The organism is Micromonospora inositola (genome assembly GCF_900090285.1).
GTDB lineage: Bacteria > Actinomycetota > Actinomycetes > Mycobacteriales > Micromonosporaceae > Micromonospora > Micromonospora inositola.
The window spans coordinates 5,757,686-5,783,957 of record NZ_LT607754.1; the positions used below are offsets into that span (position 1 = coordinate 5,757,686).

A 26,272-nucleotide genomic window follows, 5' to 3' on the forward strand; every position below is an offset into this window, starting at 1 on the left:
AGGGGCGAACGGTCCATCCCGGACCCCGTCGGACTAGTCGACGTCGGGTGCGCCCGTCTCGCGCAGCCCGCCCTCGTCGAGCCGCAACCAGCGGTCCACCTTGATCTCCGTCAGGAACCGCGCGTCGTGGCTGACCACCACGAACGCGCCCTGGTACGCGCCGAGCGCGCTCTCCAACTGGCCGACGCTGACCAGGTCCAGGTTGTTGGTCGGCTCGTCGAGCAGCAGCAGCTGCGGCGCCGGCTCCGCGGACAGCACGCAGGCCAGGGTGGCGCGCAGCCGCTCACCTCCGGACAGCGCCCCGACCGGGAGCTGGGCGCGGGAGCCCCGGAACAGGAACCGGGCGAGCAGGTTCATCCGCTGCGCGTCGGGCATCCCGGGCGCGAACGCGGCCAGGTTCTCCGCCACCGTACGGTCGAGGTCCAGCAGGTCCAGCCGTTGGGACAGGTACGCGACCCGGCCGTCGGCCCGCTGGACCCGGCCGCCGTCCGGCGTCAGGTCGCCGTGGAGCAGCCGCAGCAGGGTCGACTTGCCGACGCCGTTGGGCCCGGCCAGCGCGATCCGCTCCGGTCCCCGGATCACCAGGTCGACGCCGTCGTCGGCGAACAGGGCCCGGTCGCCGTGGTGCACCTGCATCCGTTCGCCGAGGAAGACCGTTCGTCCCGCCGGGACGTTCGTGCCCGGCAGCTCCAGCGTGATCTTCTGCTCGTCGCGCAGAGCGCGGCCCGCCTCGTCGAGTCGGGCCCGCGCCTCGCTGACCCGCGCGGCGTGCGTCTCGCTCGACTTCCCCGCCGATTCCTGGGCGCCCCGCTTCATCGTCCCGGCGAAGATCTTCGGCAGGCCGGCGTTCTTGAGGTTGCGTGCGGCGTTGCTGGCCCGGCGCTCGGCCCGCTCCCGCGCCTGCTGCATCTCCCGCTTCTCCCGTTTGACCTCCTGCGCGGCGTTGCGGACGTGGCGCTCCGCGATGTCCTGCGCCGCGCGCACGGCCTCCTCGTACGCGGTGAAGTTCCCGCCGTAGGAGCGGACCCCGCCCCGGTCGAGTTCGAGGATGCGGTCCATCCGGTCGAGCAGCGCCCGGTCGTGGCTGACCACCAGCAGGCAGCCGGTCCACTCCTCGAGCACCGCGTACAGCTTGCGGCGGGCGTCGAGGTCGAGGTTGTTGGTCGGCTCGTCGAGCAGCAGGACGTCGGGCCGCTTCAGCAGTTGCGCGGCCAGCCCGAGGGAGACGACCTGGCCGCCGCTGAGGGTGTGCAGCCGCCGGTCGAGCGGCACGTCGCCGAGGCCGAGCCGGTCCAGTTCGGCGCGGCTGCGCTCCTCGACGTCCCAGTCGTCGCCGAGGGTGGCGAAGTGCTCCTCGCTGGCGTCCCCGGACTCGATGGCGTGCAGGGCCTTGAGCCTGTCGGCGATCCCCAGCACCTCGGCGACGGTCCGGGCCCCGTCCAGCGGCAGGTCCTGCGGCAGGTAGCCGAGGACGCCCTGGACGGAGACGCTGCCGCCGGTCGGTCGGTACTGGCCCGCGATCAGCCTGAGCAGGGTGCTCTTGCCGGCGCCGTTGGGCGCGACGAGGCCGGTGCGGCCCGCGCCGACGGTGAAGGAGAGGTCGGTGAGGACCGGGGTGTCGTCGGGCCAGGTGAAGGAGAGGTTCGAGCAGGTGATGAACGCGTCGGACATGGGACGTCCTCGTGATGGTGCGGGCGCGCGTGTCAGGGCGGCCCGGCGGGGAACAGGGCTCGTGGAACGACGGCATGGCGCCACGGCGGCTGCGCTGACGCGCGCCTGCCGAGGGCCCGTCCGGTGTCACCCGGAGATGTCGTCGTCGCCCGCCATGTCTGGTCTCCCTGTCCCGATCACTCGTGGCCAACCTTAGCAGCGTCCGCCCGCTGCTGGCGGCCCGCGGACGGCGCGGTCGGGAACACGGTTGGCGGGCCGCCGGGCGGGTAGTCAGCCCGGCCAGCCGGGTGGCGGCGCAGCTCGTCGTCGTATCCGCGACCCGCCAAGGGCTGCTGGCCGCGCAGCGGGGGTCGCGGGGGGATGTCGCAGGAGTCACCACCGTCGGGGGACCAGGGCGTCCCGGGCGAGGTCGTGGAGCTGCGGGTCCACGGCGTCTCCGGCGCCGGGGCCGAGCAGGTGCTGGACCGGCCGCACGTCCAACAGGTGGCCGGGGACCGCAGCGGCGGCTTCTACCGGCCCCGGCCGGACTACCCCGACTCCACCGGCCCGGGCGGGGTGGTGCTCGAGACGTACCGGTGGAGCGACCTGCCGTCGGGCACGGCCGCACGGACGCTGTCCCTGGTCTTCCTGCTGCCGTTCATGCTCAGCAACGTGGCGATCTGGATGCGCCCGGCGGGCCGGGGCTCCGGCTCGGGGGTCAAGGTGCTCTGCCGGCTCATCGCGCTCAACCTCTCCCTGGTGTACGTGCTCTCCGCGGCCGGCGTCGCCCTCGACCTCATCGCCTGGAAGTGCATGGGCTCGTCCCGCTGCATGGACGAACGCACCTGGCTGTCCTTCCTGGGCGGCCGCCCGGTCGGACTGCGCCTGGTGGTGCTCGCCGTGCTACCGGTCGCCGCCCTCGGGCTGCTCTGGTTGCTCAGCGTCCGGCCCGGCCGCTCGTACGACGCCCTCCGCGCGCCCGGTGGCGACCCCGAGGGCGACCGGCTCAGCGCCGTCGGCCAGTGGGACGCCATGCCGATGGTGGGCCGGTTGCGGGCGATCCACGTCGCCGCCGCGTTCGCGGTGCTGAACCTCACCCTCCTCGCCGCGCGGGGCGCCGGCGGGCCGTCGCCCGTGGTGATCGCGCTGGCCACGGTCGCCGGCGCGGTGCTCGCGACGTGCCTGGCGCTGCTCTGCGCCGGCGCGCCGCTGGAACGGACCTCCACCGGTCCGATGGACCGGCTGGCCGTCACCGTGCGCGTCGTCGCGTGCGTACTGACCGTGCCCACCCTCGGGGTCGTCGCGCTGGACGGAGCCCCCTGGCCGCACTCCACCGGACTGCCCGGGTACAGCCGGATCGTCGCCTGGGCGTTCGTCGCGCAGATGACGTTGCTCTTCGCGCTGGCCGTGCTGGCGCTGTGGCGACGTCGCGGCCGAGACCCCCGCTCGGCGCTGCTGCGCGGCCTCGGCGCGCCGGTCATCGCGACCGTCGCGGTGGGCCTGGCCAGTGCGCTCTCCGCCGAGCTGGTCTACCGGACGGCGTACTTCCTCAACCGGCGGGCGATCAACGGACGCACCGACGACCTGGTGCCCCCGCCACTGGCGTACAAGTGGGCGATCTTCACGTTCTTCCTGGCGTCGACCGCCGCGGTGGCGGCGGGCGGCACGGGCACCCTGCTAACCCGCCCGGGCCGGCGACGAGCCGCCGCGGCGATCGTCGCCCGGGACTTCCCGAACGCCCCGCCGGAGGCGGCCGACCGCCTGGACCGGGTGGCGAGGACCATCGCCCGGGCCCGGTTCACCGAGCGGCTCGGGCCGCTGGCCATCGTGACCGCCGGCCTGGCCGCGGTCGGGCTGGCCGCGAGCGTGCTGGCCCTGTTCGAGTTCCAGCCCAGCCCGTTGGCGGAGCGGTTCCTCGGCGTGCCGGCTGAATTCGTGAACTTCGGGCTCGCCTTCGGCAGCTACCTCATCGCCGGGATCATCCTCGGGCTGGTGGTGGGCGGCCTGTTCGCCTACCGGACGGCCGAGTTCCGCCGGTACGTGGGCGTGCTGTGGGACCTCGGCACCTTCTGGCCCCGGGCGGCCCACCCGTTCGCGCCGCCCTGCTACGCCGAGCGGGCCGTGCCAGAGCTGGCGAAGCGGATCAGCTACCTGGCCAGCCAGCACGACGGCGTCCTGCTCACCGGCCACAGCCACGGCTCGGTCCTGCTCGCCGCGGCCGTGCTGCAACTGCCGGCCCCGGTGCGCCGCCGGGTCGCGCTGCTCACCTACGGGTCCCCGCTGGACCGCCTGTACACCCGGCTCTTCCCGGCATACCTAGGCCGGGACGTGCTGCACGAGGTCGGCGCCCGGATCGGCTGGCGATGGGTGAACCTGTGGCGGGAGACCGATCCGATCGGCGGCTGGCTGTTCGCCGCCCACCGGCCCGGCGACCCGCCGCCGCGAGCCGGCCCGAGCGCGGGAGTGGACCGCCGGCTCCGGGACCCGGAGGACGTGGTGGTGCCCCCGAGCGACAGCGTCCCGCCACCCATCAGGGGTCACTGGCCGTGCGAGTCCGACGAGCGGTTCGCCGCGGCGGTCCGCGAACTCGTCGGTCGGCTCCGCGACGCGGACCGGAGCTGAGGCCGCGACGGACACCGCTCACCGGGCCCAGGATCCCGTCGCCCTCGCCCGCGCCGTCCGGGGAGCGACGGACCCGGCCTCAGCAGGCCTGGGCGTCTCCCGACGGATCCTCCAGCGCTTCGATGCAGGTGACGGCGGTGCCGGTGGCGGCCCGCTGGAGCAGCTCGTAGAGCGTCTCGCGCTGGCCCGGGTCGAGGGCGCCGAGCACCTCCCCCTCCACCGCGGCGAGGGCGCATTCCGCCTCGTTGAGCCGTCGGGCACCGGCGTCGGTGAGCTCGACGACGTGGCGCCGACGGTCCTCCGGTGAGCGTCGCCGCTCGATCAGCCGCTCCCCTTCCAGCTCGTTGAGCAGCCCCACGATGTTCGTGCCGTCCATCGCCAGGGTGCCGGCGAGCGCCTGCTGGCTGCTGCCCCCCTGCGCGCGCAGCACGGTCAGGGCGACCAGGTGACGCGGCCGCAGGCCCAGCGGCGCCAGCACCGTCTCGACCCTCAGCCGCATCCGCCGCGCGAGGTGGTCGAGCAGCGGCGCCAAGCGGTGCTCTGGCTGGTCGACGGGAGTGGCGGGCATGTGACCAAGCCTACCGCCCGGGTCAGGAGCCTGCGTGCTACAAATGGTTCGCGCAGCACCAATCATTTATGAAGGGGAAATCCCATGCCGCACCTTTTGCACATCGACTCGAGCATCCAGGGGGAGCGCTCGGTCAGCCGCCGGCTCACCGCCCGAGCGGCCGCCGCCTGGCGGGCCGCCCACCCCGGCGGCACGGTCAGCTACCGGGATCTGGGCCGCGAGCCGCTGCCACACCTCGACGAGGCCGGTGGCCTGGCCCGGATGGTGCCGGCGCAGCACCACAGCCCGGCGCAGCGGGCATCCTGGGCGTTGACCGAGCAGCTCGTCGACGAGGTGAAGCAGGCCGACACGGTCCTGCTCGGGCTCCCGCTCTACAACTTCGCCGCGCCCAGCAGCGTCAAGGCGTGGGTCGACCACCTCATCGCACCCGGCCTGTCGTACCACCCGGAGACCCAGGCCGGCCTGCTCGACGGACGTGAGTTCATCGTGCTGGCCACCCGGGGCGGCGGTTACGGCGCGGGCACTCCGCGCGCGGGCTGGGACCACGCCGAGCCCTGGCTCCCGCACGGCCTGGCGATGACCGGTCTCCAGCCCCGCTTCATCACGGCCGAGCTCACCCTCGCCCCGGTGAACCCCGCCATGGCCGGGCTGATCCCGCTGGCCGGGGAGAGCCTCGAGGCGGCCGAGCGCGACATCGACGACCTCTGGGTGCCGGCCACCGCCGCCGCGTAGCGGTAGCCCGATTCGTCTGGTCGTGACCGGCGGTCACCGGCCGCGTCGGTCACGACCAGACGTTACGATTGTCCGTGAATTCCTTTTCGCCGAGAACAGCGGGACCAGACGAGGCGAAGCCGTGCGCGCGGTGGTGCTGAAGAGTTCGACGGTCCGCTGACCTGCACGAGGTGGCGCAGCCGGTGGCCGGAGTAGGGCAGGTGCTGGTGCGGGTCCGTCTTCGTGGTCGACGTCGGCACCGACACCTGGCCCTGGACCGCCGACCCCTGCCCGGCCCACCCGGGTCATAAGCTGCCAGGTGATGAGCGCGCCGCCCCGTCGGGCCCCGGGTGACCTGCTGGTCCACCTGCGCCGGGCCCGCGACCACATGGACCGTCACTACGCCGAGCCGTTGGACCTCGCGGCGGTCGCCGCGGTGGCCGGCGTCAGCAAGTACCACTTCCAGCGGCTCTTCACCGCCACCTACGGCCTCTCCCCCGCCGCGCACCTGTCGCACCGCCGCGTCGAACGCGCGCAGGACCTGCTGCGCGCCACCAACCTCACCGTCACCGAGGTCTGCCACGCCGTCGGCTTCGCCAGCCTCGGCTCCTTCAGCAGCCGGTTCCGGGAACTGGTCGGCGAGACGCCGAGCGAGTTCCAGCGCCGCTGGGGCGCGACCGGCGCGCCCCGCGTACCGGGGTGCTTCGTGCTCATGTGGGGCCTGGCCGAACGGCGCGGGTCCGCAAGCCAGGAGAAGCCGGACAGGCACGGCGGTTCCTAGCCTGGTCACATGATTACCAACATCTCGATCACCAGCGTGTTCGTGCAGGACATTGACGCGGCCAAGGCGTTCTACCTCGACGTGCTCGGGTTCGCCGAGCACACCGACATCACCGTCGGGGACGGCTCCTACCGCTGGTGCACCGTCATGCACCCGAGCCAGCCGGAGCTGGAGGTCCACCTGACCCTGCCCGGTCCGCCGTACTCGCCGGAGATGGCGGAGACGTTGCGCCGCGCCCAGGCCGAGGGCGGGATGTTCGGTCTCGGGCTTGCCGTGGACGACTGCCGCAAGACCCACGAGGAGCTGCGCGCCAAGGGCGTGGAGTTCATCCAGGAGCCGTCCGATCGGCCGTACGGGGTGGAGGCGGTCGCCCGGGACAACTCCGGCAACTGGCTGGTCCTGGTGGAACACCGCGAGTTCGACCCGGCCGCCTTCGACTGAGCCGCCCGGGGACGTCGGCTGCCCTGCCGCCCCGACCAGGGACCGCCGGGTCCCGAACCAGCCGTCCCTGGTCGGGGTCCGGCGGCGGTGCGACGGTCGGGCCATGACGTCTCCCGCCTTACCGGCCGAGGTGGTCGCCTGCGGCCCGTCCAGGCCCGGCCCGGGCGACCAGGGCCCGGGGCATGACCAGCGCGGCGACGAACAGCGCCGCCATGGCGACCAGCACCCCCGCCCGGACCACACCGACGTCCGCCGGCGTCCGGTCGCCCAACCAGGTGTACGACCCCCAGGCGAGCCAGAGCAACACCAGCAGGAGCAACCCCTGCGCCATGCCAACCGGGGTCGGCGGCTGCCCGATCAACGCCATGATCCGGGTGAGCGCGAAGACGAAGACGAGGTCGAAGAAGATCTCGTACGGCGTCGCCCGACGATCGCGGCCCGCCGGCGCCGGTCGCATCGTGGCTGATCAGCCTCGCAGGAACGCGAGCAGATCCTTGTTGACCTGGTCCTGCATGGTGGACGTGATGCCGTGCGGGGCGCCCGGGTAGTAGATGTCCTGCGCGTTCGCGATGAGCTGGGCGGTCTTCCTCGCCGAGTCCTTCACGGGGACGATCTGGTCGTCCTCGCCGTGCAGCACCAGCGTCGGGATGTCGAACTTCGCGAGGTCGGCCCGGAAATCCGTCTCGGAGAAGGCCTTGATGCTCGTGTACGCGTTCCACAGGCCGGCCTGCATGCTCCACAGCCAGAACTGGTCGAGGATGCCCTTCGACACCTTCGCGCCCTGCCGGTTGGCGCCGTAGAACATCTGCGCCAGGTCCTGGTAGAACTGCGACCGGTCCTTGAACAGGTTGGCACGCAGCTCGTCGAAGACGCTGATCGGCAGCCCCTCCGGGTTGTCCGGGGACTGCACCATGATCGGCGGCACGGCCGAGATGAGGACGGCCTTGGCGACCTGCCCCGTCCCGTGCCGGCCGATGTAGCGGGCCACCTCGCCGCCGCCCGTCGAGTGACCGACCAGGGTGGCGTCCCGCAGATCGAGCGCCTCGATGACCGCCGCCAGGTCGTCGGCGTACCCGTCCATGTCGTTGCGGCCGCTGGCCTGGCTGGACCGGCCGTGGCCCCGGCGGTCGTGCGCGACCACGCGGAAGCCGTTCTGCACGAGGAAGAGCAGCTGCCCGTCCCAAGCGTCCGCGTTCAGCGGCCAGCCGTGCGAGAACGTGACGACCGGGCCCTCGCCCCAGTCCTTGTAGTAGATGTCGGTGCCGTCCTTCGTGGTGATGTAGCCCATGCCGTTGCCCTCCTGATCGTCGAGACGAACGCGGGCAGGCGGCTGTGGCGGACGTCCTCACGCCGGCGTCCTACCCGTGAACACCTTCCGGCCGGCGCGGTCACCCGATTACCGATAGGTCCAGGTCGGCTCTTCCCGATGCTATGTGCCGGCACCGGGCGTCACGGCCGGTTCACCCGAACGCGGGACCACCGTCAGGCCCGCCCGCCCCGGGGCCCGGACCGCCCTACCTTCGTTGTCACGGATCGGCTCCCTGCCCGGTCGAGGTGGATGACAGCACGGCGCCCGGCGCGCCGCAGGCAGACAGGAAGTGATCCGATCATGAAGATCGTCGTCATCGGCGGCAGCGGACTCATCGGCTCGAAGGTCGTGGCCATCCTCGGCGAGCAGGGTCACGATACGGTGGCGGCCTCCCCCAAGTCCGGCGTGAACACGCTGACCGGGGCGGGCCTGGCCGAGGCGCTCGACGGCGCCGATGTCGTCGTCGACGTGTCGAACTCCCCTTCGTTCGCCGACGCCGACGTGCTGGAGTTCTTCGAGACGTCCACCCGGAACCTCCTCTCCGCGGAGGCCGCGGCCGGCGTACGCCACCACGTGGCGCTCTCGATCGTCGGCGCCGACCGGATCCCGGACAGCGGGTACATGCGGGCGAAGGTCGCCCAGGAGAAGCTGATCGCCGCCTCCGCGATCGCCTGGTCGGTCGTGCGGGCGACGCAGTTTCACGAGTTCGTGCAGGGCATCGTCGACAGCGCGACGGTGGACGACACCGCGCACCTCGCCCCGGTCCTGATCCAGCCGATCGCCGCGGACGACGTGGCGGCGGCGGTGGCCGAGGTCGCGGTGGGCACGCCGACGAACTCCGTCGTCGAGGTCGGCGGCCCGGAGCAGTTCCGCCTCGACGAGCTGGGCCGGGCCACCCTGGCGGCACGCCACGACACCCGCGAGGTGGTGAGCGACCCGGCGGCGCCGTACTTCGGCGCGGTGCTGGCGGAACGCTCGCTGGTGCCGGCCGACGGCGCCCGCCTCGCCGACACCCGACTGGAGGACTGGCGCGCCCGGTCCGCCCAGGTCAGCTAGGAAGCCGCGGGGGCGGCCGGTCACGACGGACTGCGGCGACTACCCCCAGACGTGGGGGGCACACATTGACAGCTGATTGCTCGTGCGCCCGAGCAGGAGGATGAACGGTGTCGAGATACACCGCCGAGGCGGAACGGCGACAATCTGCGTAGACCTCACGTGTTTGCGAAACGTCACGGCGGAAGTTGCCGGTAGGGGGCGGCAATCGCCCTTAACCGGCCCTGCATGCCCGCCAGATCTTGTCCGGTCTTGACTCGGCCGTCGAGGGCTCTGACGGTCTCATGGGTTGCTGTACCCCAGGAGCGCGCCGTGCGGGCCAACGTCCGGGTCGCACAGGAACGGCACCATGGTCGCGCGAATACGACATCCCTTGGCCTCCGGTCGCTGGACGGTAGCGCCCAACCGCTGCGCGCCATTCAAAGGCGGCGGTCACCCGGCGGCCGGCAACTCGGCGATCCGTGCGCCGAGGTCCAGCTCCAGCGGGCCCCGGGTCTGAAAGCCCCGGCCGAACAACTCCTTCGACCGGTCCTGCACCTCCGGGGCGGCGACCAACTCCTGGAACCGGCGGCCGTCGGCGCGTACGGCGTCGGCAGGCGGCATTGTCAGCTCGTTGATCGCCCGCTTCGTGGAGTGAATCGCCGCCGGAGGAAAGGACGCGATCCGTCGGGCCAGCGTGGCCACGAACTCATCGAGCTCGGCGTCCGGCAGCGCCCGGTTGATCCACCCATACCGCTCCGCGAGGTCAGCGTCCGCGTCCTGCGCGCCGAGGATCATCTCCATGGCCCGTCCTCGGCCGAGCAGACGCGCCAAGTGCTGTACGCCACCAGCCCCGGGTGCCACGCCGAAACCGCACTCGGGCTGGCCGAGCAGCGCGTTCTCCCGCGCCGCGAAGCACATGTCGCAGGCGAGCACGAACTCGCTGCCCGCTCCCCGAGCCCGTCCGCGCAGCTTCGCGATCGTGACGACCGGCACCTCGCTCAGCTTGCGTAGCACCATGCCGAGAAAGGCGTCCTGCGGACCCCCGCCCGCCTTGGCCGCCTCGGCCGAGTACTCGGCTACCTTGGTCAGATCGACGTGAGAGATGAAAAAGTCCGGGTCGGCGCTGTCGAAGACGACTACCCGCACCTCCGTGGTCCTGCTCAGTCGGCCGAGCAGGGTGACCAGGTCCCGTACCAACTCCGGGCCGATCATGTTGATCGGCGGCGCGTCCAGCGTCGCCGTCAGGACGCCGTCGGTCAGCTCCGTACGCAGGGTCTCGAACGAGGCGTTCACCCGCCTGCTCCTCTCCGTCGCGCGACCGGGGCCGCGGGCAGCGGCGGTGGGATCCGCGGGGCGACCAGCGCCCGGGGCCCGGGGTCACCGGACAGATCGGCGCCCGATGGTCGCTGTCGATCGTACGGACTGGCTTCGCCCGGCCGTGGCGCTTCGCCGGATCCCAAGCGCGCACCGCGACCCTGTTCAGGCACTCGTAGAGCCTGTCCCTGTTCCGGAGCCGGCGTGTGTGTTACCACCAGCCATCTCAAGCCGGACCCCCGCCAGGCTTTGCCGGCGGTGGCTTCACTTGACGGGTCCCGAGTCTGATGACTACCTGCGGTCCGGCCCGCCAAGGTGGCGACCTTCGGCGGGCGCCAGCTCCGGTCCTGATTGGAGTTCTCACATGGGTGAGTGGAGCACGATCACCTATCTGCGCACCGCCGACCTCGACCACGCCGAGCGCGCGGTCACCGCGCTATGCGCCGGCGAGGGGTACGCGCCGCTTCCGCCGGGCACGCCGGCAGGGCGCGACACATGGCGGCCCGGACCGTCGTACGTCCAACCGCTATGGACGATGGCGCTGATACCTGGCGCCGGCGAGTGGACCATGGTGATGACCCTCCCGCACGCGTTGCTCGGTACCCGCCGCCCCGGAGCCGACCGCCCCCGGCTTGTCGACCTGGCGGTCGCGGCCGGGTGTGACGCGTTCACCTTCGACCTGTTCGACGGCACGCCTCGGTGCTCGCCGAGGCGAACCCGCGCGGCGAAATGGCTCTGTCCGGGTTCCTCGACGACGAGTGGCGCTACTTCGAGGAACCGCTCAGCGAGGACAACGCCGATGTGGGATTCCGGCTGCTGGACGTACCGGAACCGCTACGCCAGGCCGGTAGGCGCGGCCTGATGTCGTTCCTCGATATCGGCGAGCTGGTGGTCGGCGACCGGTACCCGGACGAGTTCGGTCCCGCCGACCGCCCATGGAGCCGGCACTGGCTCTGGTACAACGGCGTGCAGGCGGAGCTGCAAGACGGCCGGGACATTCCCGTTCCGGGCGTCCGGGTGCGCTTGTTCGCGGCGTAGCCCCCGGACCCGGCCACGGCACCCCGCACGGCGGCCCTCCAGGCTCGATGTCCACCCGCTGTCACAGTGCGTAACCGGCTGTCGCCTATCGCTGGAGTATGCGATCCTCGACCATCGCCGACCTGCGATGCGCCTTCAGTTGGCGAGCGGCCATGATCGCGACGACGATCGAGACGATGTACAACACGAACGGAAAGGCCAGCAAGCCCCAGTCCCACATCAGCACGCCACAGACGGTGGCGGTCGACGCGTTCAAAGCGACGTAGAAGCGGGCCAGCCCCTGCCCCAGCCGGTACGCCCACGCGCGGTCGCCGCGCAGTCCCTGGCAGGCGACGCCCGTCGCAACGGCGAACAGGAACGACGCGACGATGTCGCCGAGCCAGATCGCCGTGCCGACGGTGCCGCCGACTGCCGGGACAAGCAGCAAGTCGACCGGCCCAAGGAGTGGCCCGATGTTCAAGACCGTGAGCACCCACAGGGTTCCACGAAGCAGCACCGATCCGACCAGCCCGATCAGCAACCAGGTGCCAGCCCACTCATTTTTGAACACGTTCAGATTCTGCGCCGTCCTTTGTCCTCCATGCAAGGCGCCGAACAACCATGATCGCGGTCAGCCCGTTGGCGGCGGCAACATCGCGGACGACCCTGCGTTCGTCGCGGTTCTCGACGCTGCACGTCGGTATCCGGTCATCGGCTTGAAGCGGCTGACTGGCACACCAGCATCGTGGACGGTCGGCCTCACGGTCCGCGTCCGGCATGCTCAAGGCCCGTATAACCCGTCAATTGGGGTCACCGTGTAGCGCATCAAGCGGAGCACGACATCGCCGGCAGCCGCCTGTCGAGTCTCAGGACCTCGGTGACAGAACGGTCTCAAGACGTGAGTGGCACTTCCAGCTAGTGCGGTGTCCACTAACGTTCACCGGGTTTCCGGTGGGTGTCATGGATCCTCGCCGTGTGGGCGAGCGACTCCCCACCGGGTGGTGGGGCGGGCCTCCGCGGGCCAACTGATCCTCGCGCCGCCCGGGGTGGGCGGCGGGGGTCACGTCGGGACCGGCCGGCACCGGGGAGATGCCGGCCGGCTCGACGGTGCGTGACCACCTCCGGCAGCACAACCGCTGCCGGGGTGGTGGATCCGCCGCCCGGAACACGGGTAGCGATGCTGGCCGCCGCAACGAGGTCGCGGTGCCCGGAGAACGCGCAGTGCGGGCAGGACAGGGTCCGTCCACGGGGTTTCGGCACCCGCCGGTGGCAGGCGGGACAGGTGGAGGAGGTGCCACGTTCGTCGACCAGCCGGACGGTGATGCCGGCGAGGGTGGCCTTGTCGGTGAGGACCTGGATGAGCCGGCCGATCTGCCACTGCCGCAACCGCAGGTTGTGCCGCCGCCCCGCCGGCAGGTCCAACACCCCGCGGGGGTCGCCGACGTGTAACACACCGACCCGCTGCCGCACCGCCCACGAGACGACCGTGCGGGCGGCCTCATGCTGGGCCTGACGCACCCGCCGCCGGTGCCTACCCTGCACCAGGCGGGCCCGACGGCGGTACTGCCGCCACCGCCGGGATCCCTTCTGACCCGGCTTCGGTGCCCGGCGTGAGACGGCGCGGTGGCGGGATTTGGTGTCGGCCAGGTGCATGCGGTGTTCGGCGCGGATCGCCCGCCCCGACACCAACAGCCCCTCCCCGCCGGGGCCGGCCACGGCGTAGGGGTGGATGATCCCCAGGTCCACCCCCGCCACCCTGCCGGGGTCCGGTTCCTCGCCGGGCGGGTAGACCGCCACCGGCACCTCAGCGGTCACGTCGAGGAACAGCCGACCACCCTCACACCGCAGGGTGACCGACCGGACCTGCTCGACCGGGTACGACACCTCCCGCGCCAAACGGATCCACAACGGCGACGTGCCTCTGGCGGTGGGGATCCGGACCCGGTGCCCGTCGAGGGTGAACGTGCCGTGATACCAGCGCACCGGCAGCAGCGCACGCCGGCGACGCGGGAACCGGGCCGACAGGTCACCGGCGCTGCGGCGTTTCGCCGCCGCGAACCACGCATCCGAGAACCGGCGCAACACCGACCGGGCACCCACGGAGTCCAGGTCGGCGAACGTGCCCGGCCCCGACGCCGCCAACTCCCCACACAACTGCTGATAGCCGACCAGCGGCGCGTCGTGGCGTCGGCGCCGCCACGCGTTCACCTCCAACACGCACGCCCACACATCACCGGCGGAGCGCAGCAGCCCGAAACACCGCCGCCGCTGGCCTGGCGTGAGCCGCAACCCGACGCGCGCGGTGCGATGCACGACCCGCGGCGCGGCGGGATCCCGACGACGAGGCACGAACCGAAGCCAACACCACCCCTCCGACACTTTCACCCAACCGAACCATCCCGGCCAACGTTTGTGGACACGGCACTAGCCGGGTGGTGACGCCGGCTCGGGTGGGCGGCCGCGGGCGCGTGTCGCGTCAGCAACGGCGATCCCGGCGAGGACTGCGATAGCGGCGATGGCGGTCACCAGCGGCGGCACGAGGAGCATCGGCGGTGCCAGGGCGGCCAGCGCGAGGACGCCGATCCACCGAGGCCGGGACACACGGGCGAAGGTGGCGTATTCGAAGCCGGCTCGACCGACCAGGAACAGCGCGGGTCCGCCGAGGATGACGGCGACCCAGGCTGGTGGGGTGTGTTCGAGTGGATGGGCGATGACGAGTTTGTCGCCGACGGCGGTGGTGACGATGCCGGCCAGCATGATCAGGTGAGCGGCCGCCGCCGTTAGGGCAACGCGGTCCGGATTGCGGGCCGCTTCGATGGCGGCGGGCAACAGTTCCCCGGCCCGACGGATGTAGATCCGCCAGAACAGGGCCGTGCCGACGAACGACACCACGAACGCCGCCGTCCGATCGGCAGCGAAGCCGGTGCCAGCGAGGGTCATCGTGGTGACCAGGATCAGCTCGCCGAGCGCAATGATGAAAACTTGCTGGTACCGCTCGGCCAGGTGCTCAGCCACAATCGGAAACCGCGATATGGGCGAGCGACGCAGCCCCGGGGTCGAGTAGCGGAGGGCGGCGCCCGTGTAGTCCACCGCAACCGCCAGCGTCCACAGGACCGCGCGCCGCGTATCGGGCACGAGTGCACCCGCGATCCACGGCACCGCCGAGACACCGAACCAGGACAGCGCCCGGATGCTTCTGCCCTGCAACTCGTGGCCACGCAGGGCGAGGACCAGGAAGAGCTGGCGGCCGACATGGATAGCGACGTACATGCCAGCGAAGACCAGACCTCGCCCGCCGAACGCGTCGGGCAGCGCGACCACCATCACCAGGCTGCCGAGCATGGTCGCGGTGACCAGCAGCTGAATTTCCGGCTGTTGCGGGTCGTACAGGTCGGTGACCCACGCCGTGATGCTCCACACCCACCACATGGCCAACAGCAGCACCAGCGTCTCGAAGGCGCCGCTCCACCTGAGATCCTCGAGCAGCCCTTGGGAGAGCTGGGCGAGCGCGACGACGAACACCAGGTCGAAGAACAGCTCCAGGAAGTTCGCCCGCCTCGACTCCTCGGGCATCCGCAGGAACCGGGCCCCGCTCGTCGTCATCATCCCGCCCGTTCTGCCGGCTTTGTCCGACGCTTGAGGCATTCCTACCATGAGGCAGGGCTGGTGATTACGGAGGTGGGTGGGCTGGAATCGGGCGGCCGGGTTTCACGCGGACGACGGTAGCGGCCGATCAGTTCCTCCTATCCGTCGCCGCCTGTCCGGCTCAGCTCGTCGACCTGGCCAAGGGGGCGGGCGGGCGCTACAGGCGGCTGAGTGTCACCTTGCTCCCGAGATTGATCTGTCCCTACTAACCGACGACGCCGGAAACACCCTTAGCGAGACAGACCCGGCTCAAGCCCGGGCGTCGAGCAGCCGGTCGAGCTCCACGGCCGTGCCGATCAGGGAGAGGTGGCTGAACGCCTGCGGGAAGTTGCCGGTCTGCTCGCCGGTGGGGGCGATTTCCTCCGAGTAGAGGCCGAGAGGGCTGCTGTAGGTGAGCATCTTTTCGAAGGCCAGCGTGGCGTCGTCGAGACGTCCGGACTGTGCCAGGGCATTGACGTACCAGAAGGTGCACATGGTGAAGGTGCTCTCCTGGCCGGGGAGGCCGTCGGGTGAGGCGTTCGGGTCGTACCGGTAGACCAGGCTGTCGCGGACGAGTTCTGCGTCCATGGCTCGCAGCGTTGACTGCCACATGGGGTCCGTGGGCGCGATGATTCCGACGGCAGGCATGGTGAGCAGTGCCGCGTCCAGGATGTCGGTCGCGTAATGCTGCACGAAGGCACGCCGGCCGGGGTGGAACCCGCGCGTCATGATCTGTTCGTAGATCTGGTTCCGGGTACGCACCCACCGGTCGGTGTCGGCCGGTAGTCCGCGTCGATGAGCGAGGCGGACAGCCCGGTCGAGGGCCACCCAGGACATCAGGCGCCCGTAGGTGAAGTCCTGGCGGCCGCCACGGGTTTCCCAGATCCCGTCTTCGGGCCGGTCCCAGTGCTCGCAGAGCCAGTCCATCATGCGTACGGTGCTCAGCCACCCGTGGCGATAGATCTGCAGACCATGGCTGTCAGCCTCGTGAAGGGCGTTGAGTGCCTCGCCGTAGATGTCCAGTTGCAGCTGGTTCGCCGCGCCGTTGCCCACCCGCACGGGCGCTGACCCACGGTAACCCTCGAGGTGGTCGAGCGTCTCCTCGCTGAGATCGGGTGAGCCGTCGACGCGGTACATGATCTGCAGCGACGCCTGCCGGTCCTCGACTTCCTGGACTCGATCGTTGAGCCAGTCCATGTACCGCCACGCTTCGTCGGTGAAGCCCAGGCAGAGCAGGGCGTGCACGGTGATCGACGCGTCGCGGATCCAGGTGTAGCGGTAGTCCCAGTTGCGCTCCCCGCCGATCTGCTCCGGCAGCCCGACGGTGGGGGCGGCGATCAACGCGCCGGTCGGCGCGTACGTCAGGAGCTTGAGCGTGATCGCCGACCGCTCAACCATCTCCCGCCACCGGCCGATGTAGCGGGAGCGGGCCAGCCAACGCCGCCAGAAGCCACGGGTCTGCTCTAGCAACTCCTGCACCTCGCCCGGTGTGTAAAAACGCGGCCGGTCAGGTGACACTCCTGTTTCCATAACCACAGCCCCGGCCTCGCCCTCCCGCAGCGTGGCGATCGCCCGCAAGCCGCCCTCCCCGGTAGGCCGCATTTCCTGCTCGTCGGGCGGGCGTTCGGGGTATCGAACGGTGCTCACGGCGAGGGAGAGTGAAGGGCTGCGGAAGACGTGCCCCTCGGGGTAGCTATCGAGCTCGTGCGGATCCCGCCCGTAGTTGAAGCGGGGTTGGCAGTCGATCCGGAACCGCATCGTGCCTCGGACCATCCGCAGCATCCGCACCAGGCGGTGGCGGTCGGTCGCCTCATCCCCCGCGACGGGCATGAAATCCACGAGCTCACCCACGCCGTCCGCGCTGAGAAACCGGGTGATCAGGATCGCCGTGCCCGGCAGGTACAACTGCTTGCTCACGTACTCGACGCCCTCCGGCAACACCTGGAAGTGCCCACCCTTGCGCCGATCGAGCAGGCCCCCGAACAGGCTCGGCGAGTCGAACCGAGGGGCGCAGAACCAGTCCAGCGTCCCATCCATCGCCACCAGCGCCGCGGTCTGCAGATCACCGATCAAGCCGTGGGCCTCCACCGCAGGGTACGAGTTCACCCGGCCCTCCCACCACATCTCACCCGGGACTTACCCTAACGGGACGGAGCAGGCATAAAGGCTCGAAACTGGCAAAAGCCGACGCCTCACCTTCGGCAGGTCATCGACAGTCCGGGCACAGCGTGCGGGTTGAGCTCATCGTGCGGGATGAGCCACTGGTCATCGAACGCGGCGGCGACGTCGCGGAGATCTCCGGTCACGCCGTGGCAAATCGCCACCGTTGATCACCAAGCCGGCGCGGTGGGTCGGCCATGGGTTTCACGTCCGGCGCGCGCAGGTTGGCCTCGAACTGGTCCCTCCGGCGCGCACCCCTCGGGGTGGAGGCGTTCCCGGCATGGCCCTGCACCCCAGGCCAGGGCCACCGCAGCGGCGCTGGCGCCCATCTCGCGAGCAACCTCGTTGATACCGCTCACTGACCGTCCGACCGCCGCCTGAAACACGCAAACCGGCCGCTACGAAACCCGGGGCAGCTCACACTTCGCCTTGACATTGAGATCTTGGATCGTGGTTTCATCGGCAACCTCGACCACGAGCAGCACATTGATGTATGTCACTCAGCCAGGTGCTTGTGGCGTGGACCGTAACGAAGCAACGCCGCCTGCCGGAAGATACCCGAACCACCCGTCACCGGCAGCGGGCCACGGACCCTCGCGACGGACATCCGACCAGCACAACCTCCGGATCCTCCCGTGACATGGCCCAATCGGGGGTACCGTCCGGCGGTAGGAACAGCGGCGGCAGTAGCAGCTCCCGGTCCTCGATCACAGGGGCGTTGATCCGGCCTTGGTGACTGATGGCCGGCGGGAGCCCGGGTGGCCCGGGGCCAGGACCAAAGGGTTCCCGCCGTCGGGACAGAACACCGCAGACAGGACGGACAAGGAGTGGGTACGATGGACGTCAATCTTGAGGTGGTCACGATCCCGGTGTCGGATGTCGACAGGGCGCTGGAGTTCTACCGGGATCGCCTGGGCTGGCGACTGGACGCAGACATCAAGGTCGGCGACGACGTCCGCGCCGTGCAACTGACCCCGACTGGTGACGGCCATACCTCCATCGCGTTCGGCAAAGGCCTGCCGATAGCCGCTGCACCGGGGTCGATGCGGCACCTAGAGCTGGTGACCTCCGACATCGTGGCCACACGGGAGGAACTGGCCCAGCGGGGCGTCGACATCACCGAGGTCTACCACGGCCCCGGCAGCCCTTTCTGGCCCGAGGCGCGCCAACCCGGCCCCGACCCCGAACGTAAGAGCTACAACTCGTACGCCTCATTCCAGGACCCGGACGGAAACGGCTGGACGCTGCAGGAGGTCACCACCCGCCGCGAGGCCCGTTCGTGACATCACAAGCCGCGTCCTTGCTCCACCACCTACCGAATGCCGCACACATGTCGATTTTCCATGCACATAGCGCCACACGCCGACGATCTTGACAGCTGGGTCGGCCAGTGAGCGCCTGCGCGAGCCACAGCCGGCGGTGCCGCTTCCGGAGGCGTTGCGCGGGGTGGCCGAGGAGACGTCGGCCGCCGGCGTACCGATCGAGGTGGATGTCGTTGGCTGGGTCCGGCCGCTGCTCGCGGAGGCGGAGGAGCCGCTGTTCGGGGCGGCCCAGGAAGGGCTCGCCAACGTCCGCAAGCACGCCCGGGCGGCCCGCGCCGCACTGATCCTCGACTATTGGCAGCCGGCTGCTGTTCGGCTGGAGGTGCGCGACGACGGGGCCGGCACGGTCGGTGGCGTCGGCGGTACGCACTGGTGGACACCGTGGCAATGACCTCAAGGCGCGGGTGAGCCTTGCGGTACCGGCGCTTACGCCATCCCGAGCACCACCCGGCTGCGGTGCAGCACGTTCCGGCACGACGGGCCGGCGCAGCGACCCAGCCAGCGCGCGGACGGCAACCGTCTTGCCGCCGGCTGTCTCATTCAATGCCAGACCTGCACCCTGGCCGTGGCGGCAGCGGAACCTCGATCAGACGTAACCTCCTCCAGCTGCACCGTGATAGCAATTCGGATATGAACACGCACCACGGCGACATTTCACTGCTGGACGAGCTGCCCGCGCGTGCCGCTGCCGCCGCTGTCGGTGCTGGAGCCGGCTCTGATGCTGGAGGGCGCGTGTGCGCGTGAGGGTCTTCAGGCAGTGGTCTCGACCGCGCAACGAGCCGCAGAGTTCGGATTCGGTCGGGTGTGGGTCGCCGAACACTACGGCTATTGCTCTGCCGGTAGCGTTGCACCTCCCGTGCTGGCCACCCATCTAGTGAATGAGGTTCTTGGACGCTGGCCGTGTTCCGGTGAGCACCGCGATGCCTTCGACGCCGTCTACACGAGATGCTGATGGCTTGGCGGGTTGAAGCTCTTGTGAACTATTTCCAGGTGGTTGCCGTCGAAGTCAGCGATGTTGGCTGCGTAGTAGTTCGGGCCGAAGTACGCGCGTGTCGCTGGCTCGCCCTCGCTCGTTCCGCCCGCCTCAATCGCTGCAGCGTACGCGGCGTTGACCTCGGCCTCATCGTCAGCAACAAACCCTACATACAGTCCGGTTTCACCGGACTGGCGCTGGCGTAGCCAGATACTGGAGCCGACTGCGACGCCAGACCCGTAGGCCTTGTCGGCCAATCCGTAGAGATCAGGAACTCCCGCGGGTCCGGTGGAGGAGTCGTAGGTCCCGAGTTCTCTCCACCCCAAGGGCTCTAGGACCGCCGCATAGAAAGCCAGGGAGCGCGGCACGTCGCTTACCGAGATGTAAATGTGATCAAGCACTGTTCATTCCTCTTTGGCGAGTGGACTGTGAATGAGTTCTTGGAAGTTGGCCGCGTTCGAGGATCTGGTCGGCGGTCTTGGCGGATCACTGTTGTGTGTCTTTGAACGCGGTGACGTGAACCGCCCCGAGTCTGGTGGAGTCCTCAGACTGTGACCAGGGCTTGCTGGTCGGGTTGATGGTGAGCGTAGAACATCGATTCGTACTCGTTCGGCGGCAGGTAGTCCAGGGCGGAGTGCAGTCGGTGGTGGTTGTACCAGTCGACCCATTCGGCGGTGGCCAGTTCGACCTGGGCGAGGCTGCGCCACGGCCGCCCGGGCTTGATCAGTTCGGTCTTGTAGAGACCGATCGTGGATTCCATCAACGCGTTGTCCAGTGCATCGCCGACGGTGCCGATGGACGCGTCGATGTCGGCGTCGACGAGGTGAGTGGTGAACCGGAACGACGTGTACTGGGCGGATTCAACCGGTGGTCGCAACACCGGGTTGTTGGAGCGATCGTAGGTGTTCGTCGAGGGCTTCGGCTGGAGTCTTCCAGTCGAGGGTTTTCCGGGGTCGGCTGTTGAGGGCGTGGGCGACGGCGTTGATCTCGTCGGCGCTCCATCTGGATAGGTCGGTGCCTTTCGGGAAGTACTGCCGCAGCAGCCCGTTGGTGTTCTCGTTGGTGCCGCGTTGCCAGGGGCTGTGGGGGTCGGCGAAGAACACCGGGACGCCGGTTTCGACCGTGAAGCGTGCGTGCGCAGACAACTCCTTGCCGCGGTCCCACGTCAGCGACCGGCGCAGCTGCTCGGGCAGTTGGGTGATCGTCTCGGCGAGGGCTTTGCTCATCGTGATCGCCCCATAGCCGGCGAGAGCAGGACCGTTCTTCGTCCGCGGGATCACACCCCAGCCGGCCTCACGAGGCAGGTGGACTAGCATCGTGAACCTCGTCGTCCGCTCGACCAGTGTCCCGATCGCGGAGCGCTGCAACCCGATGATCAGATCCCCTTCCCAGTGCCCGGGGACGGCACGGTCCGCGACTTCAGCGGGCCGTTCACTGATCAGCGTGTCGCTTGTGACGTGCGCCCATGCGCGTTGCTTCGCGCGGGCTCGGGGAACCCGAAGCGCGCGACCGGTCCGCAAGCAGGTGACGAGTTCGCGCTTGAGGGCACCACGGCTCTGGACATAGAGCGCCTGGTAGATCGCCTCATGGCTGATGCGCATGGACTCATCCTCCGAGAACTCGGCCCTGAGCCTGCGGGAGATCTGCTCCGGGCTCCACCCGGTTGTCCATGCCCGATCGGCCCGGTGGGGCTTGTTCCGGCCCTTCCACTGCGGGCCCTGCGGGCCGGTGACCAGTCGGCCATCCGCTGTCCGGATCGCACCCGCAAGCCTTTGCTGGACGTACTCTCGGAGCCGCTCATTGGCCAGCAGCTTCGCGGTCTTCGGCCGGCGGGCTCGACGTTCCGCATGCCACTGCGCGGTCGAAGCCTTGTAGTCCAACCGGTACGTCCTGGTCGAGGCGTTGCGCCGCAACTCCCGCGAGATCGTCGACGGGTCTCGGCCAAGCTGGCGTGCGATCTCACGAACGCCCATGCCTTGCGCTCGCGACAGAGCGATGTCCTCTCGTTCGCTGAACGACAGATAGCGGCCTGACACCGTCGGCGGCAACGCAGGATTCACGCCGCCAGCGTGCCGGAACCACCGGAACCCAACCGGCGACGACACACCCGCCACCGCGGCCGCGTCCTCGGTCATCACACCGGATCGGATCGCAGCCCAAAACTTGACCCTGTCCTCACGCCACGCCACCGTCGGCCGCCCCGGCGAAGGAATCTGACCCCGATACTCCCGAACCCGCTTCTGCCCCGGCCCATAAGCCATCGCTCCACCTCTCCGACGAGGTGTTGCGACGACCGGTTGAATCCGCCCTGCGATCCGGCATCCGAGTGGTGGATCAGTCCCGCCTCGACGGGCCGGCCGTCGCGGTCACGGCGCCACAGGCTCATGTCGAGGGCATCCAGGACCAGGGTGGTGTGCTTCGTGGTGGCCGCCGACCAGCCCACGATCACCCTGGAGTAGACGTCGACGACGAACGCCACGTAGACCACCCCGGCGAACGTGGCCACGTGAGTGAAGTCTGCGACCCAGCACCGATTCGGTGCCTGTGCGGTGAAGTCTCGCTGCACCAGGTCCTGCGCCCGTTCGCCGGCAGGGTCGGCGATGGTGGTGCGGATCTTCTTGCCCCGCACCACGCCGGCCAGGCCGGCCTGCCGCATGAGCCGCTCAACCGTGCAACGGGCCACCTGGTGGCCGTCGCGCCGCAGCGCCCGCCAGATCTTGCGGGCCCCGTAGACGCCGTAGTTGGCCTGATGCACCCGCCGGATCTCGGCGAGGATCTCGCTGTCACGCACCGCCCGCGCCGACGGTGGCATGGCTTTGGCCTTGTAGTAGGTGCTGGCGGCGATCTTCATGCCGTGACCAGTCAGGACACGGCAGATCTGCTCGACCCCGCCGAACTGCACCCTGTGCGCGTCGATGAACGCTACGAGAGATGCTGTGGCCGGTCGAGCTCGGCCGCAAAGAAAGCCGACGCGGCCTTCAAGATCTCATTCGCCCGCCGCAGTTCGGCGTTCTCCCGCTTCAGTCGGCGCAACTCGGCGGACTCGTCGCTGGTGACCCCAGCGCGCTGCCCGGCGTCGACCTCCGCCTGACGGACCCACTTACGCAGCGTCTCGGCCGACCCGATTCCCAGCTTCGCCGCGATCGATCCGATCGCCTCCCACTCGGTGCCGTAGTCACCGCGGTGCTCCAGCACCAGACGCACCGCCCGCTCCCGCAGGTCTCTCGGGTACTGCCTCGGCATGGCCAGATCCTCTCAAGCAAAGAGGTCTCTACCAGCCCCGGGGCGGTTCAGCAACTCACGCCCAGATAACAGCGTCCGCAGAGGGGATCGCTGGGGCCGCTGTCACCGACTCAATCGAAGAGCTCGCGGATGACCCCATGGCCCGCGGCGAGATCACCTTGTCAGGATAGAAGTCGCCGCAGCGACGTACGGCATCGTCCACCGTAGCGACCTTGGCCAACGTCGCCAAGGTACGAAGATCGTCCACGTCGCGGGCCCGCGCCGCGAGTGCGGCGCCCTCCACCGCGGCGGCCCCGGGCCCCGAGGTTGGCGGGAGTTTTCTCCTCTGCCTCAGAAGACGTGACCGCCATTAAGGCGGGTGGTCACCCTGGTGGGGCCCGGGCAAGCAAGCGGCTCTGGCTTTAATTGTGCAAGGCTGAGCTTCCGCCCAATCGGCGGGTAGACCCGTCTTGGCATGGGCGGCGGGTGCGAAGCATGGCGGACCACCGCTCTCCCGCGAGTGAGGTCCTCGGCACGCGCGTCAACACGATCGACTGGCCAAAGTCGACCTTGCCCATGCCGACAAGGCGCATCTCGGCCGGCAGTTTCAGGACAGCAGGCGTAGTCCGAGGCCGCAGGGCAAGGTGGCCTGCACGGCCAGGATCGGGAGATGGCGGTTGGGACGGAAGGTGTAGTTGCAGGTGTTGCGGGCGTCGTACCGACCGACGGCACAGCGTCCATGCATGCCTTGCTCGCCAGGACACGGTGGGGCGAGGCGACGGCCCGTCAGTGAGTTGAACGAGGTCACGGAAGGCCTCGCTCCGTAGACGATGCGGCAGTGGCTGGCTTTCGGAAGTCAACTCAGATATGCTCCTGGCATGCGGGGGCTGGATCCCAACCCCCGGGCGGAAGCACGCGTTTCCGCCACGTGGACGCAAGAAAACTCAAGGAGGGTTACATGTCTGGAATGTCCTCGCCGCGCTCCCGGCGGCGATTTCTTTCCACCTTGTCCGCCGCGATAGCCGTAGCGACCGTTGGATCCCTCGGTCTGCTCGCTGCTCACTCCGCTGCAGCAGCGGAAGCAGGATCCCACCGCGGAGGGTCAGCGGTCGGGAGTGTGGAAGGCCCCGGTTCCGTCTCGGAGGCGCCGAATCTCCCGCCGGGGTTCACCAAGACATTTAGCAGCCGGTTCGTCCAGGCCAATGGACTGCGTCAGCACGTGGTCATCGGCGGCGAAGGGCCGCCGCTGCTGTTGGTGCACGGCTGGCCCGAGACCTGGTATGCCTGGCGCCTGCTGATGCCCACCCTGGCCAAGGACTTCACCGTCATCGCCGTTGACCAGCGCGGCGTTGGCCTGACCGACAAGCCCCAGGACGGGTACGACACCGCCACCCTCGCCAACGACCTGGTCGCCCTGATGGACGCACTCGGCCATCAGCGGTTCGCCCTGGTCGGCCACGACACCGGAATGCCGATCGCCTACGCCCTGGCCGCCGATCACCCGGAAAAGGTCGAACGCTTGGTCGTCGCCGAGGCTCCCCTCCCGGGCATCAGCACCTCGCCGCCGGTGTTCGGCCCCGAGTGGCTCAACGACAGGGTGTGGCACATCGGCTTCAACCGGCTCGCCGAGGTGAACGAGCAGCTCGTCAGAGGGCGGGAAGACATCTACTTCGGGTACGAGTTCGACATCAACGCCGTGAAGAAACTGCCCGACGACGCCGTCAAGTACTACATCCGCGGACTTGCCCGCGATCGCGATGCCCTGCGCGGCAGCTTCAACTTCTACCGCGCATTCGACACCACGACTGCGCAGAACGTGGAACGCCAGAAGGCCGGCCTACTGGCCGTGCCCGTCCTGGCGATCGGCGGAGCGGCAAGCATCGGTGAAGGGGCCGGGGTCACCATGAAGGCTGCCGCACACGACGTGCAGGCCGTGGTCATCCCCAACTGCGGCCACTGGGTCGCCGAAGAGGCCCCCGAGGAAATGCTGGCCGCGTTGACCACATTCCTCGCCCCGTACCGCGACCGTGGATAACGACTCGGTCGGCGAGAGCTGATCGTGAGCTGGCCGAGACAGGGCGACGGCCGCGCGGGTTCTTCAATTGTGATTAAGAAGTGGGCTCGCGCGGCCCTGTCCCATCCAGCCTTCACCGGCATCTTTCGAGGAATGCCTTTGCGCGAGCGGGTCTGCGATCCGCTCGGGAGGAAGAACACCGCAGCGCGCGCTGTCGAGCCGCAGCTGCCACCTGCGAGCCGGCGGTCTGCCGCCGTGTGATGCGGAGCGGCGCATGATACGGCGGTCGCGCGGTGCCGACCGCCGAGATGGTGGCCACGATAGCAAGAGCGCGCACAATAGGAGAGCGGCAGCAAGGGGCCCGGGAAAGGAGGGCATTATGCTTAAGGAGCGTGAGTCCGGGATGCGGTTATCGGACGAGGAATTCGCGGCTCAGCGTAGGCAGCGGTTCGGCCGGTTGCCCGCCCAGATGCGACCCGAGGATTACGTCGTACTGATCGAATCCAGCGTTCGCCCCGGCCGGCCGGCGGCGGCTGGCAGCGATGATGAGTGGATGGTGCGCAACCCGTGCCTCTGACCGCCGACCAGATCCAGGGCACCGCTACAGTTTGTGCCCGAGGGGAAACACGAACCGAAACCCAACGGAGGCCATGGCTCTCCGGCGTTATCCGGCTGTCCTAGCGCCGGGACTGTAAAACGAACTGTGAAACTCCTGATGAAGGACCAGCACGGCGCAGAATTCTCGTTCTCCGGTGGCCGGATTCAGGACTGCGCCATCCAGCAGGACTCGTGCGCCACCGCCCTGGCGAAGGATCTCCACTGCCTGCTCAACTTCACGCCGAAACCCGATCTTTGCTCCGGGGTCCCGGTTCGCAGGAAAGGTATTGCCAACGACTTGTTGTAACTTGCGATAAGATCCTTTGGATTTTCGAGGCGGCCGGAGCCCGACGTCGAGGCCAAACCGCCGTAAAGACTTTTTTATCCGCGCATCCTAACTGATGTCGCAGCCAGAACGGAAAAGGAGTGGGTACGATGCACGTCAATCTTGAGGTGGTCACGATCCCGGTGTCGGACGTCGACAGGGCGCTGGAGTTCTACCGGGATCGCCTGGGCTGGCGACTGGACGCAGACATCAAGGTCGGCGACGACGTCCGCGCCGTGCAACTGACCCCGACTGGTGACGGCCATACCTCCATCGCGTTCGGCAAAGGCCTGCCGATAGCCGCTGCACCGGGGTCGATGCGGCACCTGGAGCTGGTGACCTCCGACATCGTGGCCACACGGGAGGAGTTGGCCCAGCGGGGCGTCGACATCACCGAGGTCTACCACGGCCCCGGCAGCCCTTTCTGGCCCGAGGCGCGCCAACCCGGCCCCGACCCCGAACGTAAGAGCTACAACTCGTACGCCTCATTCCAGGACCCGGACGGAAACGGCTGGACGCTGCAGGAGGTCACCACCCGCATGCCGGGTCGCGAGGCCCGTTCGTGACATTACAAGCCGCGTCGTTGC

General features: G+C 69.4%; 27 protein-coding genes. 12 read left to right on the forward strand and 15 right to left on the reverse strand.

Annotated features, from left to right (window positions below; all coding sequences use genetic code 11):
- Nucleotides 1–33: 33 nt before the first annotated feature.
- Nucleotides 34–1,671: a ribosomal protection-like ABC-F family protein gene (abc-f, locus tag GA0070613_RS27505; protein ID WP_089014928.1), complete on the reverse strand. Its 1,638-nt coding sequence runs from the start codon at nt 1,669–1,671 to the stop codon at nt 34–36.
- 360 nt (nt 1,672–2,031) lie between these two features.
- Here abc-f and GA0070613_RS27510 point away from each other — a divergent pair, with 360 nt between their 5' ends.
- Nucleotides 2,032–4,272, forward strand: a complete 2,241-nt coding sequence (locus GA0070613_RS27510; protein WP_089014929.1) for a hypothetical protein — start codon at nt 2,032–2,034, stop codon at nt 4,270–4,272.
- A 79-nt stretch (nt 4,273–4,351) separates the two neighbouring features.
- Here GA0070613_RS27510 and GA0070613_RS27515 read toward each other — a convergent pair whose 3' ends face one another.
- Entirely contained in the window at nt 4,352–4,840 is a 489-nt protein-coding gene (locus GA0070613_RS27515) for a MarR family winged helix-turn-helix transcriptional regulator (RefSeq protein ID WP_089014930.1), read from the reverse strand.
- 84 nt (nt 4,841–4,924) lie between these two features.
- Here GA0070613_RS27515 and GA0070613_RS27520 point away from each other — a divergent pair, with 84 nt between their 5' ends.
- From GA0070613_RS27520 to GA0070613_RS27530, 3 genes are all read left to right on the forward strand, one after another.
- Nucleotides 4,925–5,572, forward strand: coding sequence for an FMN-dependent NADH-azoreductase (locus GA0070613_RS27520; protein ID WP_089014931.1), 648 nt, complete (start codon nt 4,925–4,927; stop codon nt 5,570–5,572).
- A 301-nt stretch (nt 5,573–5,873) separates the two neighbouring features.
- A complete protein-coding gene (locus GA0070613_RS27525; RefSeq protein WP_089014932.1) occupies nt 5,874–6,332 on the forward strand; it encodes a helix-turn-helix domain-containing protein in 459 nt (152 codons plus the stop codon).
- 9 nt (nt 6,333–6,341) lie between these two features.
- Complete coding sequence (locus GA0070613_RS27530) at nt 6,342–6,773, forward strand: VOC family protein (protein ID WP_089014933.1); 432 nt, start codon at nt 6,342–6,344, stop codon at nt 6,771–6,773.
- A gap of 118 nt (nt 6,774–6,891) precedes the next feature.
- On the opposite strand, the gene GA0070613_RS27535 is transcribed toward GA0070613_RS27530, so the two are convergent.
- Together GA0070613_RS27535 and GA0070613_RS27540 are read right to left on the reverse strand one after the other, a co-directional pair.
- Entirely contained in the window at nt 6,892–7,230 is a 339-nt protein-coding gene (locus tag GA0070613_RS27535; RefSeq protein WP_231929512.1) for a low temperature requirement protein A, read from the reverse strand.
- Nucleotides 7,231–7,239: 9 nt separating this feature from the next.
- Nucleotides 7,240–8,061: an alpha/beta fold hydrolase gene (locus tag GA0070613_RS27540; RefSeq protein WP_089014934.1), complete on the reverse strand. Its 822-nt coding sequence runs from the start codon at nt 8,059–8,061 to the stop codon at nt 7,240–7,242.
- A 321-nt stretch (nt 8,062–8,382) separates the two neighbouring features.
- Here GA0070613_RS27540 and GA0070613_RS27545 point away from each other — a divergent pair, with 321 nt between their 5' ends.
- Entirely contained in the window at nt 8,383–9,138 is a 756-nt protein-coding gene (locus GA0070613_RS27545; protein WP_089014935.1) for an SDR family oxidoreductase, read from the forward strand.
- Between the two features lie 429 nt (nt 9,139–9,567).
- Here the strand turns inward: GA0070613_RS27545 and GA0070613_RS27550 are convergent, their stop codons facing one another.
- Complete coding sequence (locus GA0070613_RS27550) at nt 9,568–10,410, reverse strand: enoyl-CoA hydratase/isomerase family protein (protein ID WP_089014936.1); 843 nt, start codon at nt 10,408–10,410, stop codon at nt 9,568–9,570.
- A 750-nt stretch (nt 10,411–11,160) separates the two neighbouring features.
- On the opposite strand from GA0070613_RS27550, the gene GA0070613_RS27555 reads away from it, so the two are divergent.
- Nucleotides 11,161–11,469: a hypothetical protein gene (locus GA0070613_RS27555; protein ID WP_157746550.1), complete on the forward strand. Its 309-nt coding sequence runs from the start codon at nt 11,161–11,163 to the stop codon at nt 11,467–11,469.
- Nucleotides 11,470–11,554: 85 nt separating this feature from the next.
- Here the strand turns inward: GA0070613_RS27555 and GA0070613_RS27560 are convergent, their stop codons facing one another.
- The 4 genes from GA0070613_RS27560 to GA0070613_RS27575 all read right to left on the reverse strand — a co-directional run bounded on the left by GA0070613_RS27560 (nt 11,555) and on the right by GA0070613_RS27575 (nt 17,178).
- Nucleotides 11,555–12,019 carry a hypothetical protein gene (locus GA0070613_RS27560; RefSeq protein WP_089014938.1) on the reverse strand — a complete coding sequence of 155 codons (465 nt, stop codon included), beginning with the start codon at nt 12,017–12,019 and terminating at the stop codon, nt 11,555–11,557.
- Between the two features lie 359 nt (nt 12,020–12,378).
- Nucleotides 12,379–13,833: an RNA-guided endonuclease InsQ/TnpB family protein gene (locus GA0070613_RS27565; protein WP_089014939.1), complete on the reverse strand. Its 1,455-nt coding sequence runs from the start codon at nt 13,831–13,833 to the stop codon at nt 12,379–12,381.
- 39 nt (nt 13,834–13,872) lie between these two features.
- The gene (locus GA0070613_RS27570; protein ID WP_231929513.1) at nt 13,873–15,051 is read right to left on the reverse strand and encodes a low temperature requirement protein A; all 1,179 of its coding nucleotides are present in this window, start codon (nt 15,049–15,051) and stop codon (nt 13,873–13,875) included.
- A gap of 291 nt (nt 15,052–15,342) precedes the next feature.
- Entirely contained in the window at nt 15,343–17,178 is a 1,836-nt protein-coding gene (locus GA0070613_RS27575) for a glycoside hydrolase family 15 protein (protein ID WP_089016242.1), read from the reverse strand.
- A gap of 890 nt (nt 17,179–18,068) precedes the next feature.
- On the opposite strand from GA0070613_RS27575, the gene GA0070613_RS27580 reads away from it, so the two are divergent.
- Both GA0070613_RS27580 and GA0070613_RS27585 read left to right on the forward strand, forming a co-directional pair.
- The gene (locus GA0070613_RS27580) at nt 18,069–18,515 is read left to right on the forward strand and encodes a VOC family protein (protein ID WP_089014941.1); all 447 of its coding nucleotides are present in this window, start codon (nt 18,069–18,071) and stop codon (nt 18,513–18,515) included.
- Nucleotides 18,516–18,603: 88 nt separating this feature from the next.
- Nucleotides 18,604–18,945, forward strand: coding sequence for a sensor histidine kinase (locus tag GA0070613_RS27585; RefSeq protein WP_157746551.1), 342 nt, complete (start codon nt 18,604–18,606; stop codon nt 18,943–18,945).
- A 545-nt stretch (nt 18,946–19,490) separates the two neighbouring features.
- Here the strand turns inward: GA0070613_RS27585 and GA0070613_RS27590 are convergent.
- The 6 genes from GA0070613_RS27590 to GA0070613_RS32420 form a co-directional block, all read right to left on the reverse strand.
- Entirely contained in the window at nt 19,491–19,928 is a 438-nt protein-coding gene (locus GA0070613_RS27590) for a VOC family protein (protein WP_089014943.1), read from the reverse strand.
- A 143-nt stretch (nt 19,929–20,071) separates the two neighbouring features.
- Nucleotides 20,072–20,407: an integrase core domain-containing protein gene (locus GA0070613_RS27595; protein ID WP_089014944.1), complete on the reverse strand. Its 336-nt coding sequence runs from the start codon at nt 20,405–20,407 to the stop codon at nt 20,072–20,074.
- Nucleotides 20,388–21,716, reverse strand: coding sequence for an IS30 family transposase (locus GA0070613_RS27600; protein ID WP_456299193.1), 1,329 nt, complete (start codon nt 21,714–21,716; stop codon nt 20,388–20,390). The genes GA0070613_RS27595 and GA0070613_RS27600 overlap by 20 nt, the downstream gene beginning before the upstream one ends.
- Nucleotides 21,662–22,429 (reverse strand): IS3 family transposase, encoded by a 768-nt coding sequence (locus GA0070613_RS33800; RefSeq protein WP_089014946.1) that lies wholly within the window; start codon nt 22,427–22,429, stop codon nt 21,662–21,664. The genes GA0070613_RS27600 and GA0070613_RS33800 overlap by 55 nt, the downstream gene beginning before the upstream one ends.
- Before the next feature lie 20 nt (nt 22,430–22,449).
- Complete coding sequence (locus GA0070613_RS27610; RefSeq protein ID WP_089014947.1) at nt 22,450–22,770, reverse strand: transposase; 321 nt, start codon at nt 22,768–22,770, stop codon at nt 22,450–22,452.
- A gap of 586 nt (nt 22,771–23,356) precedes the next feature.
- Nucleotides 23,357–23,494 (reverse strand): hypothetical protein, encoded by a 138-nt coding sequence (locus GA0070613_RS32420; RefSeq protein ID WP_157746552.1) that lies wholly within the window; start codon nt 23,492–23,494, stop codon nt 23,357–23,359.
- Between the two features lie 474 nt (nt 23,495–23,968).
- Here GA0070613_RS32420 and GA0070613_RS27615 point away from each other — a divergent pair, with 474 nt between their 5' ends.
- From GA0070613_RS27615 to GA0070613_RS27630, 4 genes are all read left to right on the forward strand, one after another.
- On the forward strand, nt 23,969–24,784 hold the full coding sequence (locus GA0070613_RS27615) for an alpha/beta fold hydrolase (protein ID WP_231929517.1): 816 nt from the start codon (nt 23,969–23,971) through the stop codon (nt 24,782–24,784).
- Nucleotides 24,785–25,142: 358 nt separating this feature from the next.
- Complete coding sequence (locus GA0070613_RS33805; protein WP_089014949.1) at nt 25,143–25,340, forward strand: hypothetical protein; 198 nt, start codon at nt 25,143–25,145, stop codon at nt 25,338–25,340.
- 138 nt (nt 25,341–25,478) lie between these two features.
- Nucleotides 25,479–25,667, forward strand: a complete 189-nt coding sequence (locus GA0070613_RS27625; protein WP_089014950.1) for a hypothetical protein — start codon at nt 25,479–25,481, stop codon at nt 25,665–25,667.
- 128 nt (nt 25,668–25,795) lie between these two features.
- The gene (locus GA0070613_RS27630; protein ID WP_089014951.1) at nt 25,796–26,251 is read left to right on the forward strand and encodes a VOC family protein; all 456 of its coding nucleotides are present in this window, start codon (nt 25,796–25,798) and stop codon (nt 26,249–26,251) included.
- The last annotated feature ends 21 nt before the right edge of the window (nt 26,252–26,272 follow it).

Bases quoted from the DNA above. Each gene is read 5' to 3' on its own strand.
- abc-f (WP_089014928.1), bottom strand. From the start codon at position 1,671: ATGTCCGACGCGTTCATCACCTGCTCGAACCTCTCCTTCACCTGGCCC.
- GA0070613_RS27510 (WP_089014929.1), top strand. From the start codon at position 2,032: ATGTCGCAGGAGTCACCACCGTCGGGGGACCAGGGCGTCCCGGGCGAG.
- GA0070613_RS27515 (WP_089014930.1), bottom strand. From the start codon at position 4,840: ATGCCCGCCACTCCCGTCGACCAGCCAGAGCACCGCTTGGCGCCGCTG.
- GA0070613_RS27520 (WP_089014931.1), top strand. From the start codon at position 4,925: ATGCCGCACCTTTTGCACATCGACTCGAGCATCCAGGGGGAGCGCTCG.
- GA0070613_RS27525 (WP_089014932.1), top strand. From the start codon at position 5,874: ATGAGCGCGCCGCCCCGTCGGGCCCCGGGTGACCTGCTGGTCCACCTG.
- GA0070613_RS27530 (WP_089014933.1), top strand. From the start codon at position 6,342: ATGATTACCAACATCTCGATCACCAGCGTGTTCGTGCAGGACATTGAC.
- GA0070613_RS27535 (WP_231929512.1), bottom strand. From the start codon at position 7,230: ATGCGACCGGCGCCGGCGGGCCGCGATCGTCGGGCGACGCCGTACGAG.
- GA0070613_RS27540 (WP_089014934.1), bottom strand. From the start codon at position 8,061: ATGGGCTACATCACCACGAAGGACGGCACCGACATCTACTACAAGGAC.
- GA0070613_RS27545 (WP_089014935.1), top strand. From the start codon at position 8,383: ATGAAGATCGTCGTCATCGGCGGCAGCGGACTCATCGGCTCGAAGGTC.
- GA0070613_RS27555 (WP_157746550.1), top strand. From the start codon at position 11,161: ATGGCTCTGTCCGGGTTCCTCGACGACGAGTGGCGCTACTTCGAGGAA.
- GA0070613_RS27570 (WP_231929513.1), bottom strand. From the start codon at position 15,051: ATGACGACGAGCGGGGCCCGGTTCCTGCGGATGCCCGAGGAGTCGAGG.
- GA0070613_RS27580 (WP_089014941.1), top strand. From the start codon at position 18,069: ATGGACGTCAATCTTGAGGTGGTCACGATCCCGGTGTCGGATGTCGAC.
- GA0070613_RS27610 (WP_089014947.1), bottom strand. From the start codon at position 22,770: ATGCCGAGGCAGTACCCGAGAGACCTGCGGGAGCGGGCGGTGCGTCTG.
- GA0070613_RS32420 (WP_157746552.1), bottom strand. From the start codon at position 23,494: ATGCATGGACGCTGTGCCGTCGGTCGGTACGACGCCCGCAACACCTGC.
- GA0070613_RS33805 (WP_089014949.1), top strand. From the start codon at position 25,143: ATGCTTAAGGAGCGTGAGTCCGGGATGCGGTTATCGGACGAGGAATTC.
- GA0070613_RS27625 (WP_089014950.1), top strand. From the start codon at position 25,479: ATGAAGGACCAGCACGGCGCAGAATTCTCGTTCTCCGGTGGCCGGATT.
- GA0070613_RS27630 (WP_089014951.1), top strand. From the start codon at position 25,796: ATGCACGTCAATCTTGAGGTGGTCACGATCCCGGTGTCGGACGTCGAC.